This is a genomic window from Streptacidiphilus anmyonensis, assembly GCF_000787855.1.
GTDB lineage: Bacteria > Actinomycetota > Actinomycetes > Streptomycetales > Streptomycetaceae > Streptacidiphilus > Streptacidiphilus anmyonensis.
Window position 1 is genome coordinate 26,247 of record NZ_BBPQ01000013.1, and the last position, 15,144, is coordinate 41,390.

The 15,144-nt window shown below is 72.5% G+C and carries 8 protein-coding genes; 6 read left to right on the forward strand and 2 right to left on the reverse strand.

From position 1 onward, the window contains the following. Positions 1-43 precede the first annotated feature (43 nt). The 3 genes from hrpA to TR50_RS15095 all read left to right on the forward strand — a co-directional run bounded on the left by hrpA (position 44) and on the right by TR50_RS15095 (position 9,834). On the forward strand, positions 44-4,111 hold the full coding sequence (gene hrpA, locus TR50_RS15085; protein ID WP_084700321.1) for an ATP-dependent RNA helicase HrpA: 4,068 nt from the start codon (positions 44-46) through the stop codon (positions 4,109-4,111). 327 nt (positions 4,112-4,438) lie between these two features. Then, on the forward strand, positions 4,439-8,407 hold the full coding sequence (locus TR50_RS15090; protein WP_042420766.1) for a Pls/PosA family non-ribosomal peptide synthetase: 3,969 nt from the start codon (positions 4,439-4,441) through the stop codon (positions 8,405-8,407). Positions 8,408-8,466: 59 nt separating this feature from the next. After that, complete coding sequence (locus tag TR50_RS15095) at positions 8,467-9,834, forward strand: M1 family metallopeptidase (protein ID WP_439654221.1); 1,368 nt, start codon at positions 8,467-8,469, stop codon at positions 9,832-9,834. Positions 9,835-9,929: 95 nt separating this feature from the next. On the opposite strand, the gene TR50_RS15100 is transcribed toward TR50_RS15095, so the two are convergent. Then, positions 9,930-10,352 (reverse strand): MarR family winged helix-turn-helix transcriptional regulator, encoded by a 423-nt coding sequence (locus TR50_RS15100; protein ID WP_042420768.1) that lies wholly within the window; start codon positions 10,350-10,352, stop codon positions 9,930-9,932. Positions 10,353-10,436: 84 nt separating this feature from the next. On the opposite strand from TR50_RS15100, the gene TR50_RS15105 reads away from it, so the two are divergent. Both TR50_RS15105 and TR50_RS15110 read left to right on the forward strand, forming a co-directional pair. Next, the gene (locus tag TR50_RS15105; protein WP_439654222.1) at positions 10,437-11,432 is read left to right on the forward strand and encodes an aldo/keto reductase; all 996 of its coding nucleotides are present in this window, start codon (positions 10,437-10,439) and stop codon (positions 11,430-11,432) included. Between the two features lie 84 nt (positions 11,433-11,516). Next, positions 11,517-11,741 (forward strand): hypothetical protein, encoded by a 225-nt coding sequence (locus TR50_RS15110; protein ID WP_042420772.1) that lies wholly within the window; start codon positions 11,517-11,519, stop codon positions 11,739-11,741. A 174-nt stretch (positions 11,742-11,915) separates the two neighbouring features. Here the strand turns inward: TR50_RS15110 and TR50_RS15115 are convergent, their stop codons facing one another. Beyond that, positions 11,916-12,959: a hypothetical protein gene (locus TR50_RS15115; protein ID WP_042420774.1), complete on the reverse strand. Its 1,044-nt coding sequence runs from the start codon at positions 12,957-12,959 to the stop codon at positions 11,916-11,918. Positions 12,960-13,393: 434 nt separating this feature from the next. Here TR50_RS15115 and TR50_RS15120 point away from each other — a divergent pair, with 434 nt between their 5' ends. Continuing rightward, positions 13,394-15,046 carry an alkaline phosphatase family protein gene (locus tag TR50_RS15120; RefSeq protein ID WP_042420776.1) on the forward strand — a complete coding sequence of 551 codons (1,653 nt, stop codon included), beginning with the start codon at positions 13,394-13,396 and terminating at the stop codon, positions 15,044-15,046. The last annotated feature ends 98 nt before the right edge of the window (positions 15,047-15,144 follow it).

The following is a 15,144-nucleotide window of genomic DNA, read 5'->3' on the forward strand; positions in this document are numbered from 1 at the left end:
GCTCGACATACGGCGCACCCCCTTGCGTACGCTTGTCCGTGCAATGGGAACCCAGCAGCAGAACACCGCGTCCCCCCGTCCCCGCCGCCGCCCCGCGCACACCCCTGCGCAGGCCGCGCCGAGCGGCGAGTTCGGCGCACTGGCCGCCCGTCTGACGGGCCTCTCGCTCCGTGACGAGTCGCGGCTCGGACGACGGCTCGAGGGCCTGCGGAAGGTGCGCGAGCCCGAGAAACGCGAGCGCGTCCTCGCCTCCATCACCGCCGAGGTCGACGCCGCCGAGCTGCGGCTGGAGAACCGCCGGGCATCCGTGCCCACCCCGGCCTATCCGGAGGAGCTGCCGGTCAGCGGCCGCCGGGAGGACATCCTGGAGGCCGTCCGCGACCACCAGGTCGTGATCATCGCCGGTGAGACCGGGTCCGGTAAGACGACCCAGATCCCCAAGATGTGCCTGGAGCTCGGCCGCGGTGTACGCGGCCTGATCGGGCACACCCAGCCGCGCCGCATCGCCGCCCGCACGGTCGCCGAGCGCGTGGCGGAGGAGCTGCGCACCGAGATCGGCGAGACCGTCGGCTGGAAGGTCCGGTTCACCGACCAGGTCGGCGAGCAGACCGCGATCAAGGTGATGACGGACGGCATCCTGCTCGCCGAGATCCAGAACGACCGGCAGCTGCGCCAGTACGACACGCTGATCATCGACGAGGCCCACGAGCGCAGCCTCAACATCGACTTCATCCTGGGCTACCTCAAGCAACTGCTGCCCAAGCGCCCGGACCTCAAGGTGATCATCACCTCGGCCACCATCGACCCGGAGCGCTTCGCCCGCCACTTCGCGGACCCGCGCACCGGCAAGGACGCCCCGATCATCGAGGTCTCCGGCCGCACCTATCCGGTCGAGGTCCGCTACCGCCCCATCATCGACGACAGCGTCGACGAGGACGACGACGAGAACGAGTCGGGCGGCGGCGGCATCGACCGGGACCGCGACCAGGTCCAGGCGATCGTCGAGGCCGTCGACGAGCTCGGCCACGAGGGCCAGGGCGACATCCTGGTCTTCCTCTCCGGCGAGCGGGAGATCCGCGACACCGCCGAGGCCCTGGAGAAGGCCAAGCTTCGGAACACCGAGGTGGTCCCGCTCTACGCCCGGCTCTCCTCCGCCGAGCAGCACCGGGTCTTCCAGGCGCACACCGGCCGCCGCATCGTGCTGGCCACCAACGTGGCCGAGACCTCGCTCACCGTCCCGGGCATCCGCTACGTGATCGACCCCGGCACGGCCCGTATCTCCCGCTACAGCCACCGCACGAAGGTGCAGCGGCTGCCGATCGAAGCGGTCTCGCAGGCCAGCGCGAACCAGCGCAAGGGCCGCTGCGGCCGTACCAGCGACGGCATCTGCATCCGTCTCTACTCCGAGGACGACTTCCTCTCCCGTCCGGAGTTCACCGACCCGGAGATCCTGCGCACCAACCTGGCCTCCGTCATCCTGCAGATGACGGCGGCCGGCCTCGGCGACATCTCGGCGTTCCCCTTCATCGAGCCGCCGGACCGCCGCAACATCAAGGACGGCGTCGACCTGCTCCAGGAGCTGCACGCCCTGGAGACGGACACCGCCGCCCAGCAGGGCAAGGCGATGCGGCTCACCCCCATAGGCCGCAAGCTGGCCCAGCTGCCCGTCGACCCGCGCCTGGCCCGCATGGTGCTGGAGGCGGAGAAGAACGGCGTGATCCGCGAGGTCATGGTGATCGCCGCCGCGCTGTCCATCCAGGACCCGCGCGAGCGGCCCGTGGAGAAGCGCACCCACGCGGACCAGCTGCACGCCCGTTTCACCGATCCGACCTCGGACTTCCTCACCTACCTGAACCTGTGGCGCTACCTGAAGCAGCAGCAGAAGGCGCTCAGCAGCAGCCAGTTCCGGCGCATGTGCAAGGCCGAGTTCCTGAACTACCTGCGCATCCGCGAGTGGCAGGACATCGACGCGCAGCTGCGGCAGGTGGCCAAGTCCCTCGACGTGGATCTCGGGGCGGCGCACATGCCCGAGGAGGTCGACGGGGACGCCGTCCACCGCTCGCTGCTCGCCGGTCTGCTCTCGCACGTCGGCTCCAAGGACGCCGAGAAGCAGGAGTACTTCGGGGCGCGCGGCGCGAAGTTCGCCGTCTTCCCCGGCTCCGCCCTGTTCAAGAAGACACCCGCCTGGGTGATGGCGGCCGAGCTGGTGGAGACCTCGCGCCTGTGGGCGCGGATCGCGGCCAAGGTCGAGCCGCAGTGGATCGAGGAGCTCGCCGAGCACCTCATCAAGCGGAACTACAGCGAGCCGCACTGGGAGAAGGACCGCGGCCAGGTCGTCGCCTTCGAGCGGGTCACCCTCTACGGGCTGACGCTCGTGGCGGGCCGCAAGGTCGGCTACGGGAGGATCGACCCGGAGCTGTCGCGCGAGCTGTTCATCCGCCGCGCGCTCGTCGAGGGCGACTGGCGCACCCACCACCGGTTCTTCCACGACAACCGCAAGCTGCTCGACGAGGTCGAGGAGCTGGAGAACCGGGCCCGCCGCCGCGACATCCTGGTCGACGAGGAGACCCTCTTCGACTTCTACGACCAGCGCGTGGGCCAGGAGGTCGTCTCCGCGGCCCACTTCGACAGCTGGTGGAAGAAGGCGCACCGGGCCAGGCCCGAGCTGCTGACCTTCACCCCCGAGCTGCTGGTCAACGACAGCGCGGAGGCGGTCACCGAGCGGGACTACCCGTCCGTGTGGCACCAGGGCGACCTGGAGCTGCCGCTCACCTACCAGTTCGAGCCGGGGGCGGAGCAGGACGGCGTCACCGTCCACATCCCGCTGACCCTGCTCAACCAGGTCAAGCCGACCGGATTCGACTGGCAGATCCCGGGCCTGCGCGAGGAACTGGTCACCGCGCTGATCCGCTCGCTGCCCAAGGCGCTGCGCCGCAACTTCGTCCCCGCGCCCGACTACGCCAAGCGGCTGATGCAGACGCTGGCCACGCACGCAGAGGAGGCCGAGGCCGAGGGGAAGCAGCTCGTCGAGATCCTCGAGTGGGAGCTGCACCGCCTGCGCGGCATCCCGGTCCCCCGGGACAGCTGGAACCTGGGCGCGGTGCCCGACCACCTGCGGATCACCTTCCGGGTCGAGGACGAGCGCGGCCGCAAGCTGGCCGAGGCCAAGGACCTGGACCGGCTCAAGCTGGAGCTGAAGTCCCGCACCCAGCAGGCCATCGCCAAGGCGGCGGGCGGGCTGGAGAAGCGCGGCCTCACCAAGTGGACGATCGGCGAGCTGCCGCACACCTTCGAGACCAAGCGCGGCAACCAGACCGTCAAGGGCTACCCCGCGCTGGTCGACGACGGCGACTCGGTCTCCGTGCAGCTCCTCGACACCCCGTACGAGCAGCGGCGCGCGATGGCGGCGGGCACCCAGCGGCTGATCCTGCTGGGTGCGAACTCGCCGGTCAACGCGATCCAGTCGCGCCTCGGCAACGGCGCGAAGCTGGCGCTGGCCGCCAACCCGCACGGCAGCACCGAGGCGCTCTTCGCCGACTGCCTGACGGCGGCCGCGGACAAGCTGATCGCTGACGCGGGCGGCCCGGCCTGGGACGGCGAGGACTTCGCCAAGCTCCGCGACCACGTCCGCGGCGAGCTGTACGAGGCGACGGCGGACGCGGTGGTGAAGACCGCCAACATCCTGGCCGTCCACCACCGGGTCCAGGAGCGCCTCAAGGGCATCGGGAACAGCCTCGCGCTGCTGACGGGCCTGACGGACGTCCGGACGCAGCTCAAGGACCTGATCCACCCGGGTTTCGTCGCCGAGACCGGCCTGCGCCGGCTGCCGGACCTGCTGCGCTACCTCAAGGCCGTCGAGCGCCGCCTGGTGAAGCTCCCGGACGACCCGATCCGCGACCGCGACCGCACCAGCGCCGTGATCCGCATGCAGGACGCCTACGCGGAGCTGCTGGCGGAGCTGCCGCCGGAGCGCCGCGACGAGGAGGGCGTGCTGCAGGTCCGCTGGATGATCGAGGAGCTGCGCGTCAGCCTGTGGGCGCAGCCCCTGGGCACCCCGTACTCGATCTCCGAGCAGCGGATCCTGAAGGCCTGCGACGCCCTGCTGGCCTGACGCGGGCCGTCTCGGGCCAGGAGCGCACACCTCCGGCCCGAGACGGCGCGGCTGCCTCGAACACGGCTCGACGAACGCGTGCCCCGGCCACGAACGACCCTGACGGCGCAAGGCCTCGACAGCGTGCGGCCGTCCCGTCGCGAGCCCGGAGAGGTGCCCCGAGCAGGGCCGACGTGGCGGCGGGGGCCCGGTGCGGGCGGGCTGTCACAGGGGCGGTCACGGGGGTCGTCACGGGCGCCCCAGAGGTGGTCACGCGTCACACATGCCCGGTTTGCCGGTTCCGATTCGGTAAACTCGACTCTCTTGTCACCAAGGGACGAGGGCCTGATGACCACCGCCACCACTGCCCAGCCCGCACCTGCCGCACCGACCGCGCTGTTCAGCGCGGGCGCGGGTGCTCCGACGCGTACCCTCGTGGACGTCCTGGACGCCACCGTCCGGGCCCACCCGGGCGAGCCCGCGTTGGACGACGGGCAGACCCAGCTGAGCTACCGCGCGCTCGCAGCCGCGGTCGAGGCCCAGCGGAGGCGACTGGTCGCGGCGGGCGTCCGCCCCGGCGACCGGATCGGTGTGCGGATCCCCTCGGGGACCAACGACCTCTACGTCGGCATCCTCGCCGTCCTCGCCGCCGGTGCGGCCTACGTGCCGGTCGACTTCGAGGACCCGGACGAGCGCGCCGCGCTCGTCTTCGGTGAGGCGGAGGTCCGCGCGGTCATGGGCGCGGGGTACGAGTTGACGCTGCACCAGAAGGCCGAGGACGCCCAGCCGCAGAACACCCAAGCGCAGAACGCCCTGCCCCAGGACGCCGGGCCGCACGACGCCAGGCCCCGGGAAGGGCGACCGGAGGACGCACGGCCTCAGCCCGACCAGCCTCAGGCCGCCGGCCGTCCCACGCCCGAGCACGACGCCTGGATCATCTTCACCTCCGGTTCGACCGGCAAGCCGAAGGGCGTCGCGGTCACCCACCGCAGCGCCGCCGCGTTCGTCGACGCCGAGGCCGCCCTGTTCCTCCAGGAGGAGCCGATCGGGCCCGGCGACCGGGTCATGGCCGGGCTCTCGGTCGCGTTCGACGCCTCCTGCGAGGAGATGTGGCTGGCCTGGCGCCACGGCGCCTGCCTGGTCCCGGTGCCGCGCGCGCAGGTGCGCAGCGGCGCGGACCTGGGTCCGTGGCTGGTGGACCAGGAGATCACCGTCGTCTCCACCGTGCCGACCCTCGCCTCGCTGTGGCCCGCCGAGGCGCTGATCGAGGTCCGGCTGCTGATCTTCGGCGGCGAGGCGTGCCCGCCCGAACTGGTGGCGCGCCTGGTCACCGAGGGCCGCGAGGTGTGGAACACCTACGGCCCGACCGAGGCGACCGTCGTGGCCTGCGCCGCGCTCATGGAGGGCGACCAGCCCGTCCGCATCGGCCTGCCGCTGAACGGCTGGGAGCTGGCCGTCGTCGACGAGCAGGAGCAGCCGGTGCCGATCGGCGGCTCCGGCCAGCTCGTCATCGGCGGTCTGGGCCTGGCCCGCTACCTCGACCCGGCCAAGGACGCCGAGAAGTACGCGCCGCTGGCCTCGCTCGGCTGGAAGCGGGCGTACCGCAGCGGCGACCTGGTCCGTGCCGACGCCGAGGGGCTGGTCTTCCTCGGGCGCGCCGACGAGCAGGTCAAGCTCGGCGGCCGGCGCATCGAGCTGGGCGAGGTCGACGCCGCACTGCAGGCCCTGCCCGGCGTGGCCGGTGCGGCCGCCGCGGTCCGCACCGCGCGCGGCGGCAACCAGCTGCTGGTCGGCTACGTCGTCGTCACCGAGGAGTGGAACCGCACCGAGGCCATCGAGCGGCTCCGCAAGGAGCTGCCCGCCGCCCTCGTCCCCGTGCTCGCCGTCGTGGACGACCTGCCGACGCGCACCTCCGGCAAGGTCGACCGCAACGCGCTGCCCTGGCCGCTGCCCGACGCCGGGCAGGACGAGGCCGCCGAGCGGTTCGAGGGCACCGAGGCCTGGCTGGCCGAGCGGTGGACCGAGATCCTCGGCGTCTCCGTGACCAGCCACCAGGACGACTTCTTCGCCATCGGCGGCGGCAGCCTGGCCGCCGCCCGCCTGGCCACGCTGCTGCGCGAGCGCTACCCCTCCGTGGCCGTCCTCGACGTCTACGCCTACCCGACGCTGCGCAAGCAGGCCAAGCTGCTGGACCGCTCGGCGCGCACCGGCGGCGAGCAGCGCGTCATCCCTCCGACACCGCGCCGCGCTCAGGCGATCCAACTGGCGCTGCTGGTGCCGCTCCTCACCCTCGTCGGACTGCGGTGGGCGACGGCTCTGCTCGCCCTCGGCAATGTCCTGCACTGGTTCGGAACATACTCCTGGGCACCGACAGCGTCGTGGTGGCTGGTCGGCTCCGCAGCGCTGCTGTTCTTCTCCCCGCCGGGACGCATCGCGATCGCGGCCGGGGGCGCGCGTCTGCTGCTCCGCGGGCTTGCCCCCGGCACGTACCCGCGCGGCGGCCGGGTGCACCTGCGGCTGTGGACCGCCGAGCGCCTCGCGGAGTTCAGCGGCGCGAGCGAGCTCTCCGGCTCGTGGCTGATCCGCTACGGGCGCGCCCTGGGCGCACGCATCGCCGAGGACGTGGACCTGCACTCGCTGCCGCCGATCACCGGCATGCTGAAGCTCGGCCGCGGCTGCGCGGTGGAGTCCGAGGTGGACCTGGCCGGCTGGTGGCTGGACGGGGACCGGCTCGAGGTCGGCCCGATCAAGATCGGCTCGCAGGCCGTGGTCGGCACCCGGACCGTGCTCTTCCCCGGCGCCCGCGTCGGCAAGCGCGCCGAGGTGGTGCCCGGTTCCGGCGTCACCGGCCAGATCCCGACCGGCCAGCGCTGGGGCGGCGTCCCGGCCGTCAAGCTCGGCAAGGCCGACCACGCCTGGCCCAAGCGCCGCCCGGCGCGCCACCTGCGCTGGTCCGCCGCCTACGGCGCCAGCGGCGCGTTCCTCACGCTGCTGCCGTTCCTCGCGGCGGCCCCGGCGGCGGTGATCGCCGCCCAGTTCGTCACCCCGGCCGACGGCGGCGCCGCCGCGCTGCAGGGCGCGCTGCTCGCTGTCGTGCCCGCCGCGCTCGCCTACGGCGCGACTTACGCGCTGCTGGTGCTGGTCGGCGTCCGACTGCTCAGCATCGGGCTGCGCACCGGCCACCACCCCGTGCACAGCCGCGTCGGCTGGCAGGCGTGGACGGTCAGCCAGCTGATGGACGCCGCCCGCGACACCCTCTTCCCGCTCTACGCGGGCCTGGTCACCCCCGTGTGGCTGCGACTGCTCGGCATGAAGGTGGGCCGCGGCGCGGAGGTCTCCACCGTCCTGGCGCTGCCAAGCCTCACCAAGGTGGGCGACGGGGCCTTCCTCGCCGACGACACCCTGACCGCCCCGTACGAGCTGGGCGGCGGCTGGATGCGGATCGGCAAGGCCGAGATCGGCCGCCGCGCCTTCCTCGGCAACTCCGGCATGACCGGCCCCGGCCGGTCCGTCCCGGACGGCGGCCTGGTCGGCGTGCTGTCGGCGACGCCGAAGAAGGCCAAGAAGGGCTCCTCCTACCTCGGCCTCCCCCCGGTCCGCCTGCCGCGCGCCGCCGCGCAGTCCGACGAGGGCCTCACCTACGACCCGCCCGCGCGGCTGCTGTGGGCGCGCGGCCTGGTCGAGCTGTGCCGTCTGGTCCCCGTCTTCTTCTCCGCCGCGCTGGCGGTGCTCACCGGAGCGGCGCTGTGCGTGCTGTGGCAGAGCGGGTGGACCGTCCTGGCGGGCCTCGTCCTGCTCGGCGCGGGCGTGCTGGCCGCGGTCGTCACGGTCGCGGCGAAGTGGCTGCTGGTGGGCCGCTTCAAGGCGGTGGACCACCCGCTGTGGAGCGGCTTCGTGTGGCGCAACGAGCTCGCCGACACCTTCGTCGAGGTGCTGGCGGTGCCGTGGCTGGTCGGCCGGACCACCGGAACGCCGGTGATGAACGCCTGGCTGCGCTCGCTGGGCGTGGGCGTCGGGCGCGGCGTGTGGTGCGAGAGCTACTGGCTGCCCGAGTCCGATCTGGTCACGCTCGGGGACGGCGTCAGCGTCAACCGCGGTTGTGTGTTGCAGACCCATCTCTTCCACGACCGGATCATGCGCATGGATACTGTGGTCCTCGATCAAGGGGCCACCCTGGGTCCGGGTGGCATCGTCCTCCCGGGCAGCCGGGTCGGGGCCAGGACCACGCTCGGACCGGCCTCGCTCGTCATGGGCGGCGAGTCGGTGCCCGCGGACACCCGCTGGCTCGGCAACCCGATCGAGGCGTGGCAGGACTGACACCTGCCCCGCGCGGGAAGATGACGCACGGAAGCACAGCGGCAGGGAGCGGAACACCGGTGAGTCCCCGACAGGCCCGGCAGCAGCAGCACGCGACGGGCAGACCGGGCGTGCCCGACGTCGACCCGTACTTCCCGACCAACGGCGACCCGCGCTACCACGTGCACCGCTACGAGATCGCACTCGACTACCGCCCCGAGCCGAACCGGCTGGCCGGCACCGCGCGGCTGAGCGCCATAGCGGCGGAGGGCGGCGGCCCGCTCGCCGAGTTCGCCCTGGACCTGGCCGCGGGCTTCCGCATCGGCCGGGTCCTGGTCAACGGCAAGGCCCCGCACTACGCGCACCGCGCGGGCAAGCTGCGCCTGCGTCCGGTCAAGCCGTTGCTCCCCGGCGCGGCGTTCACCGTCGAGGTGCACTGGACCGGCAACCCGAAGCCTGTCCGGAGCCCCTGGGGCGGTATCGGCTGGGAGGAGCTGAACGAGGGCGCGCTGGTGGCCAGCCAGCCGACCGGCGCGCCGTCCTGGTACCCCTGCAACGACCGCCCCGCCGACAAGGCCTCGTACCAGATCTCGGTGACGACGCCGTCGTCCTACGCGGTCGCCCTGGGCGGGACGCTGCTGACACGGACCGTCAAGTCGTCCAGCACCACCTGGGTGTACGAGCAGCCCGCGCCGACCGCGGGCTACCTGGTCGGCATCGCCATCAGTCCGCTGCACCAGATCCGCCTGGACGACCCGGACGCCGAGGGCGTGCCGCAGTTCGGCTGGGCGCCGCACCCCAAGGTGCCGGCCTTCGCCGCGGCGTTCTCGCGGCAGCCGGAGATGATGCGGCTGTTCCAGGACCTCTTCGGCCCCTACCCCTTCGACCGCTACACCGCCGTCGTCGTCGACGAGGAGCTGGACGTCCCGGTCGAGTCCCAGGCGATGGCCACCTTCGGCACCAACCACCTCGAAGCCGGCTGGCACTCCGAGCGGATGGTCGCCCACGAGCTGGCGCACCAGTGGTTCGGCAACAGCCTCACCGTCGCGGACTGGAGCCACATCTGGCTCAACGAGGGCTTCGCCAAGTACGCGGAGTGGCTGTGGTCCGAGGCCACCGGCGGCATGTGCGCGGCCGAACGCGCGCTGAAGGCGTACCAACTGCTGGTCTCGCTCCCCCAGGACCTGCGCCTGGCGGACCCGGGCCGCCGTCTGATGTTCGACGACCGCCTCTACCAGCGCGGCGGCGTCACCGTCCACGCGCTGCGCGTGGCCCTGGGCGACGAGGCGTTCTTCCGCATGCTGCGGGACTGGACCCGCCTGCACCGGCACGGCGTGGTGAGTACGGGTGCGTTCCTGGCCCACGTCCGCCGCTACAGCGCCCAGCCGATCGACGGCCTGCTGGAGGAGTGGCTCTTCGAGACGGCGCTGCCGGTCTTTCCCCAGTAGGGGCCCGAGACGTAGGGGCCGGGCCCGAGTGGCATGCCGCAGCGGCGCCACCGGACTTCACCGGGCCGACCGAGGTGTCCGCGGAAAGCGCCTGCCTAGCGGGCCACGAGTTCCGGCAGCAGCTTCCGCAGGATGTCGTGCAGGGAGTCCCGCTCGGCCTCGTCGAGGCGGTCGAGCGCGTCGTGGACCGACTTCATGTCCTCGCGGACGGCGAGGATCGCCGCGCGGCCCTCGTCCGTCGCGGTGACGATCTTGACGCGGCGGTCCTGCGGGCCCGCCTCCCGGCGCACGAGACCACGGGACTCGAGCCGGTCGACGATGCCGGTCACGTTGGACGCGTCGCAGACCAGCGCCTCGGCCAGGGCCCGCATGGGCAGCGGCGCGCGGACCGCCGCGCCCAGGACCTTGGCCTGGACGGGGGTCAGGCCGTGGCGGGCCGCGACGGCGGCGAAGTCCTGGTAGTAGGCGCCGCCGACGGCCGCGATCACGTCCATCAGATCGGCCTTGCTCGTGCTCATGGAGCGAGTCTACGTCCGCGAAATTGATGACCTCAACTATCGTTGATCACGAACCATCCGCCGGACCATCCGGACAGGCAAGGAATGACGCAGATGAGCGGCAGCACCGTTCGCACCACCACCCTCGGCGCCGACGGACCCGAGGTCGGGGTCGTCGGCCTCGGCTGCATGGGCATGTCGCACGCCTACGACCCGGGCGGCCGGGACGACGAGACGTCCGTCTCGGTCATCCGGCGGGCGCTGGACCTCGGCGTGACGCTGATCGACACCGCCGACGCGTACGGGCCCTTCACCAACGAGGAGCTGGTCGGGCGCGCGCTGGGCGGCGGGCACCGCGATCGCGCCGTGCTGGCGACCAAGGTCGGGCTGGTCCTCCCCGAGGGCGGCCTCGGCGGCGGCGCAGCCGCGCTGGCGCGCAACGGCAGGCCGGAGCACATCCGCGCCGGAATCGACGCCAGCCTGCGACGGCTCGGCACCGACCACGTCGACCTGTACCAGCTGCACCGGGTCGACCCCGAGGTGCCGATCGAGGAGTCCTGGGGTGCGATGGCGGAAGCCGTCGGCGCCGGCAAGGCGCGCGCGATCGGCCTGTCCGAGGTGAGCGTGGAGGACATCGAGCGCGCCCGGACGGTGCACCCGGTGGCCTCGGTCCAGTCCGAGCTCTCCCTGTGGACCCGGGACCCCCTCGCGGAGGTGCTCCCCTACTGCGAGAGCCACGGCATCGCCTTCCTGCCGTTCTCCCCGCTGGGCCGCGGCTTCCTGGCCGGACGCTTCGCCGGTGCGCAGGACCTGCCCGCCGACGACTGGCGTTCCACCCTGCCGCGCTTCCAGGCGGAGGCGCTGGCCGCCAACCAGGCGATCGTCGGGACCGTCAGGAAGGTCGCGGAGCGCCACGGCGCGACGCCGGCGCAGGTCGCGCTGGCATGGGTGGTGGCCCAGGGCCGCTACGTGGTGCCGATCCCGGGCACCAAGACCCCGAAGTACCTGGTGGACAACGCGGGCGCGGCAGCGCTGACGCTCGACGCGGCGGACCTCGCCGAACTGGGCGCCCTCCCGGCCCCCACCGGCTCGCGCTACTGACCTCCCGCCGCTGCTGACCTCCCGTCATGGGCCCTGCGGCAGCGGGGATGAAACCGATTCAGAGCCGCCCGCGTCCCATGGGGCATGACGACGGACACGAGCTGGACGGACCTCCCGCCGACGCCAGGGCCGGAGACAGAGCCGGAGCCGGAGCCGGAGGCGGCGCACGCGCAGGCGGCAGGCCGCGGCAACCGGAAGGCGACGCTCGCGGTGCTGATCTCCCTGGTCACGCTCGCCGGGCTCGCCGTCGGGTTCGTGGTGCTGCTCGGCGCGAGCGCGAGCGCGGCCGGAGGCTGCGGCGGCGGGTGACCCGACGGACAGGGCGGCGCTCCCCTCGCCCTGAGGGCTCCCGCCGACGCCTCGTCACTGCGGCACCTCTCGCCGGGCTGTGACTCACCGGCACACCCGCCGAACGCCTCACCAGCGGTCGCCTGCCCACGGGCTCAGGGGCTCACGGGCTCACGGGCTCACCGCGTCACACGATCACCCGAGCAGGTAGGGCAGCCTCTCCCGCAGGAAGGCACGCGGGAACGCGTCGCGGAGCCGCCACAGGCCGGCGTCCATGACGAAGTGCGCCATCACCGCGCCCAGGTAGGCCCCGTAGAGCGCGCGCTCCGCGGGACCGCCGCCGTGCAGGTGGGAGGCCAGGTTCAGCAGCAGGCCGAGCAGCAGCGCGATGTTCAGCAGCACGGCCAGCGAGATCAGTCTCGGTATTCGCTCGACCGGGCCGCCGCCCGCCACCAGGCCCATCATCACCAGGTACTGGAAACCGTGCGCCATGGTCAGCCCGGCGACGGCCGCGTACGGCGAGTCGAAGAGGAAGACCGGCAGGAAGAAGCCGAGCGCCGTGCCGAAGAGCGCGGCGACCTGCCAGGGCCGCTCCTCCGGCCGACGGCGCAGCAGTTGCACCGCGCCGTAGCCGACCGCGACGGCGAACAGGGCCGCAGCGACGGGGAAGAGGCCGGTCAGCCGGGGCACCGAGCCGGTCAGCTGGAGCAGCGCCGGGTGGCAGAGCAGCCCGAACGTGCCGAACACCCCGGTCGCGGTGACGGCCAGGCGCTCCCCGCGGCGCAGCGGCCCGGTGCCGTAGGCGGCGGAGGCGAGCGCGGCCAGACCCAGGTTCTGCTTCTGGAAGTGGAAGAACTGCCAGGCGAAGAAGGCGAGCAGCAGCAGCGCGAACGGCCCCGGCGGGACCAGGGCGCCCAGCAGCGTCATCCCGGCGACGAGGCCCAGCGGGGCCGCCAGGTACCGACCTCGCCGGGCGGCCATGAAACGGCGCACCTCCGGCACCGTGCAGAACCAGGCGCTGCTGGCGACGTGCACGGAGGAGCCGAGGAAGAGCAGCCCGCCGAGGGCCGCGCCGGCGTTCACCCCGGCCGGGGGCGCCGCGAGCGCGGCGCCCAGCAGCGAACCCAGCGTCAGCAGCAGTGTGGCGCACAGCCACGCGTCGCGCGGCACGGCCCGGGACGCGCGCGGGTCGATCGCGCCGGCGAGGGGCCCGGTGCGGGCGGGGTCGACTGCTGCCATCGCGCCAGCATAGGGCGGCCCACCGACAGCCCGGCCACCCCCGACCGGCCATCCCCGACCGGACGCGCCCGCACCGTCCGCCGGCGGGAAGCCGCCGCTTGCCCGGCCGACGGACAGGAGACGCACAGGAAGCCGGCAAGAGACTCCTCGCGGAACTCAGCCGGAACTTCCCGGTCCCTTGCCTGACGTTAACCATTGGCCCGAATCCGTCCGCATATGATCTGAGGGCGCTCGACGGAACCCGATCGGGGTGGAAGGGGCGCTGCCACCGTTCGACGGTAGGGAGCCGGTAAGAGGACTCCCCGGGTCGTCCGGCGTTCAGCGACCGTCTCCCCCGGGGTCACCCCGGGCCACTACTCATGTCGCGGGCGCTGCGCTGGCCCAGACCACTTGATCACTCAAGCCAAACAGCGCGCGACGAGGAGACTCATCCAGTGACCCGACGTACCCTGCGCCTCGCGGCCGCGCTCGGCTCCGCCGGGATGCTCGGCGGGGCGTTCTTCGCCCAGGCCGTGGCCTCCCCGCTGAAGAGCGCCCCGACCAGCAAGCCGCGCCACGTCCTGGTCCTTTCCGTCGACGGCATGCACCAGTCCGACCTGGAGTGGTACGTCTCGACGCACCCGGGCTCGGCTCTCGCCCAGCTGGTGACGGGCGGGACCCAGTACACGCAGGCCAGCACGACGATCCCGTCGGACAGCTTCCCCGGCATGGTCGCCCAGTTCACCGGCGGCGGCCCCGGCACCACCGGCGTCTACTACGACGACGCCTGGAACGCCAAGCTGCTGCCCGCAGGCACGACGAACTGCAAGGGCGTCAAGCCCGGGGCCGAGATCGACTTCACCGAGGACCTGGACAAGAACAAGTCCAGCATCGACGCCGGCGAGGGCCTTACGGGCCTGCCCGGCTCGATCCTGCAGATGACCGGCGCCCCGCAGAAGCTGATCGACCCGAGCAAGCTGCCGGTCGACCCGAAGACCTGCAAGCCCGTGTACCCGCACTCCTACCTGCTGGCCAACACCGTGTTCGAGGTGGCCCAGAACGCCGGCCTGCGGACGGCCTGGTCGGACAAGCACGCCGCCTACGAGATCCTGGACGGCCCCACCGGGACCGGCATCGACGACCTGTTCACGCCGGAGATCAACTCGGACGCGAACGGCTACCCGGCGGGCGGCGACTGGACCACCGACAACAAGGCGACCGAGCAGTACGACAACTACAGGGTGCAGGCCGTCCTCAACGAGATCGACGGCTTCAACCACCAGCACACCGACCGGGTCGGCACGCCGGCCATCTTCGGCATGAACTTCCAGGCGGTCTCCACCGCACAGAAGCTCCCCTCCTCGGACGGCCTGAAGGGCGGCTACGCCTCGACGAACGTCCCCGGCCCACTGCTGGCCAAGAACCTGGACTTCGTCAGCGACGAGATCGGCCGCATGGTCTCGGAGCTGCGCAAGCGCCACCTGGACAAGACCACCACGATCATCCTGTCCTCCAAGCACGGCCAGTCCCCGACCGACCCGAAGACGCTGACCCGCATCGACGACGCGCCACTGCTGGCCGGTCTGAACGCGGCGTGGAAGAAGCTCCACCCGAGCGCGGGCGACCTCGTGGTCCACTCGGTCGACGACGACGGCATGCTGCTCTGGCTGAGCGACCGCTCCCCGGCGGCGACGGACTTCGCCAAGTCGTACCTGCTCGCACAGTCCGGCAAGGGCACGGACATCGACAAGGCGCCCAAGTCCTTCACCCACAGCGGCCTCGCCACGGTCTACGCGGGCGCGGCGGCCGCGAAGTACTTCGGCGTGAAGCCGGGCGACGCGCGCGTGCCGGACATCTTCGGCATCAGCCAGGAAGGCGTCGTCTACACCGGCGGTACGGGCAAGATCGCCGAGCATGGCGGCGCCCACCCCGACGACCTGAACGTCCCGCTGGTGATCAGCGGCGCGTTCACGCCCAACCACGTCGTCGACACCGCCCCCGTCGAGACCAAGCAGATCGCCCCGACGATCCTCACCCTCCTCGGCCTCGACCCGGCCGGGCTCGTCGGAGTCGACAAGGAGCACACCAAGGACCTCCCGATCCGCTGACCCCCGTGCCTCGCCGGCCCGGCCTGCCGAGGCCGGGCCGCGGACCACACGCGTCGGGGTCACACGCGGCAGGCGGGGTCGGGCGCGCAGCCGGCGGT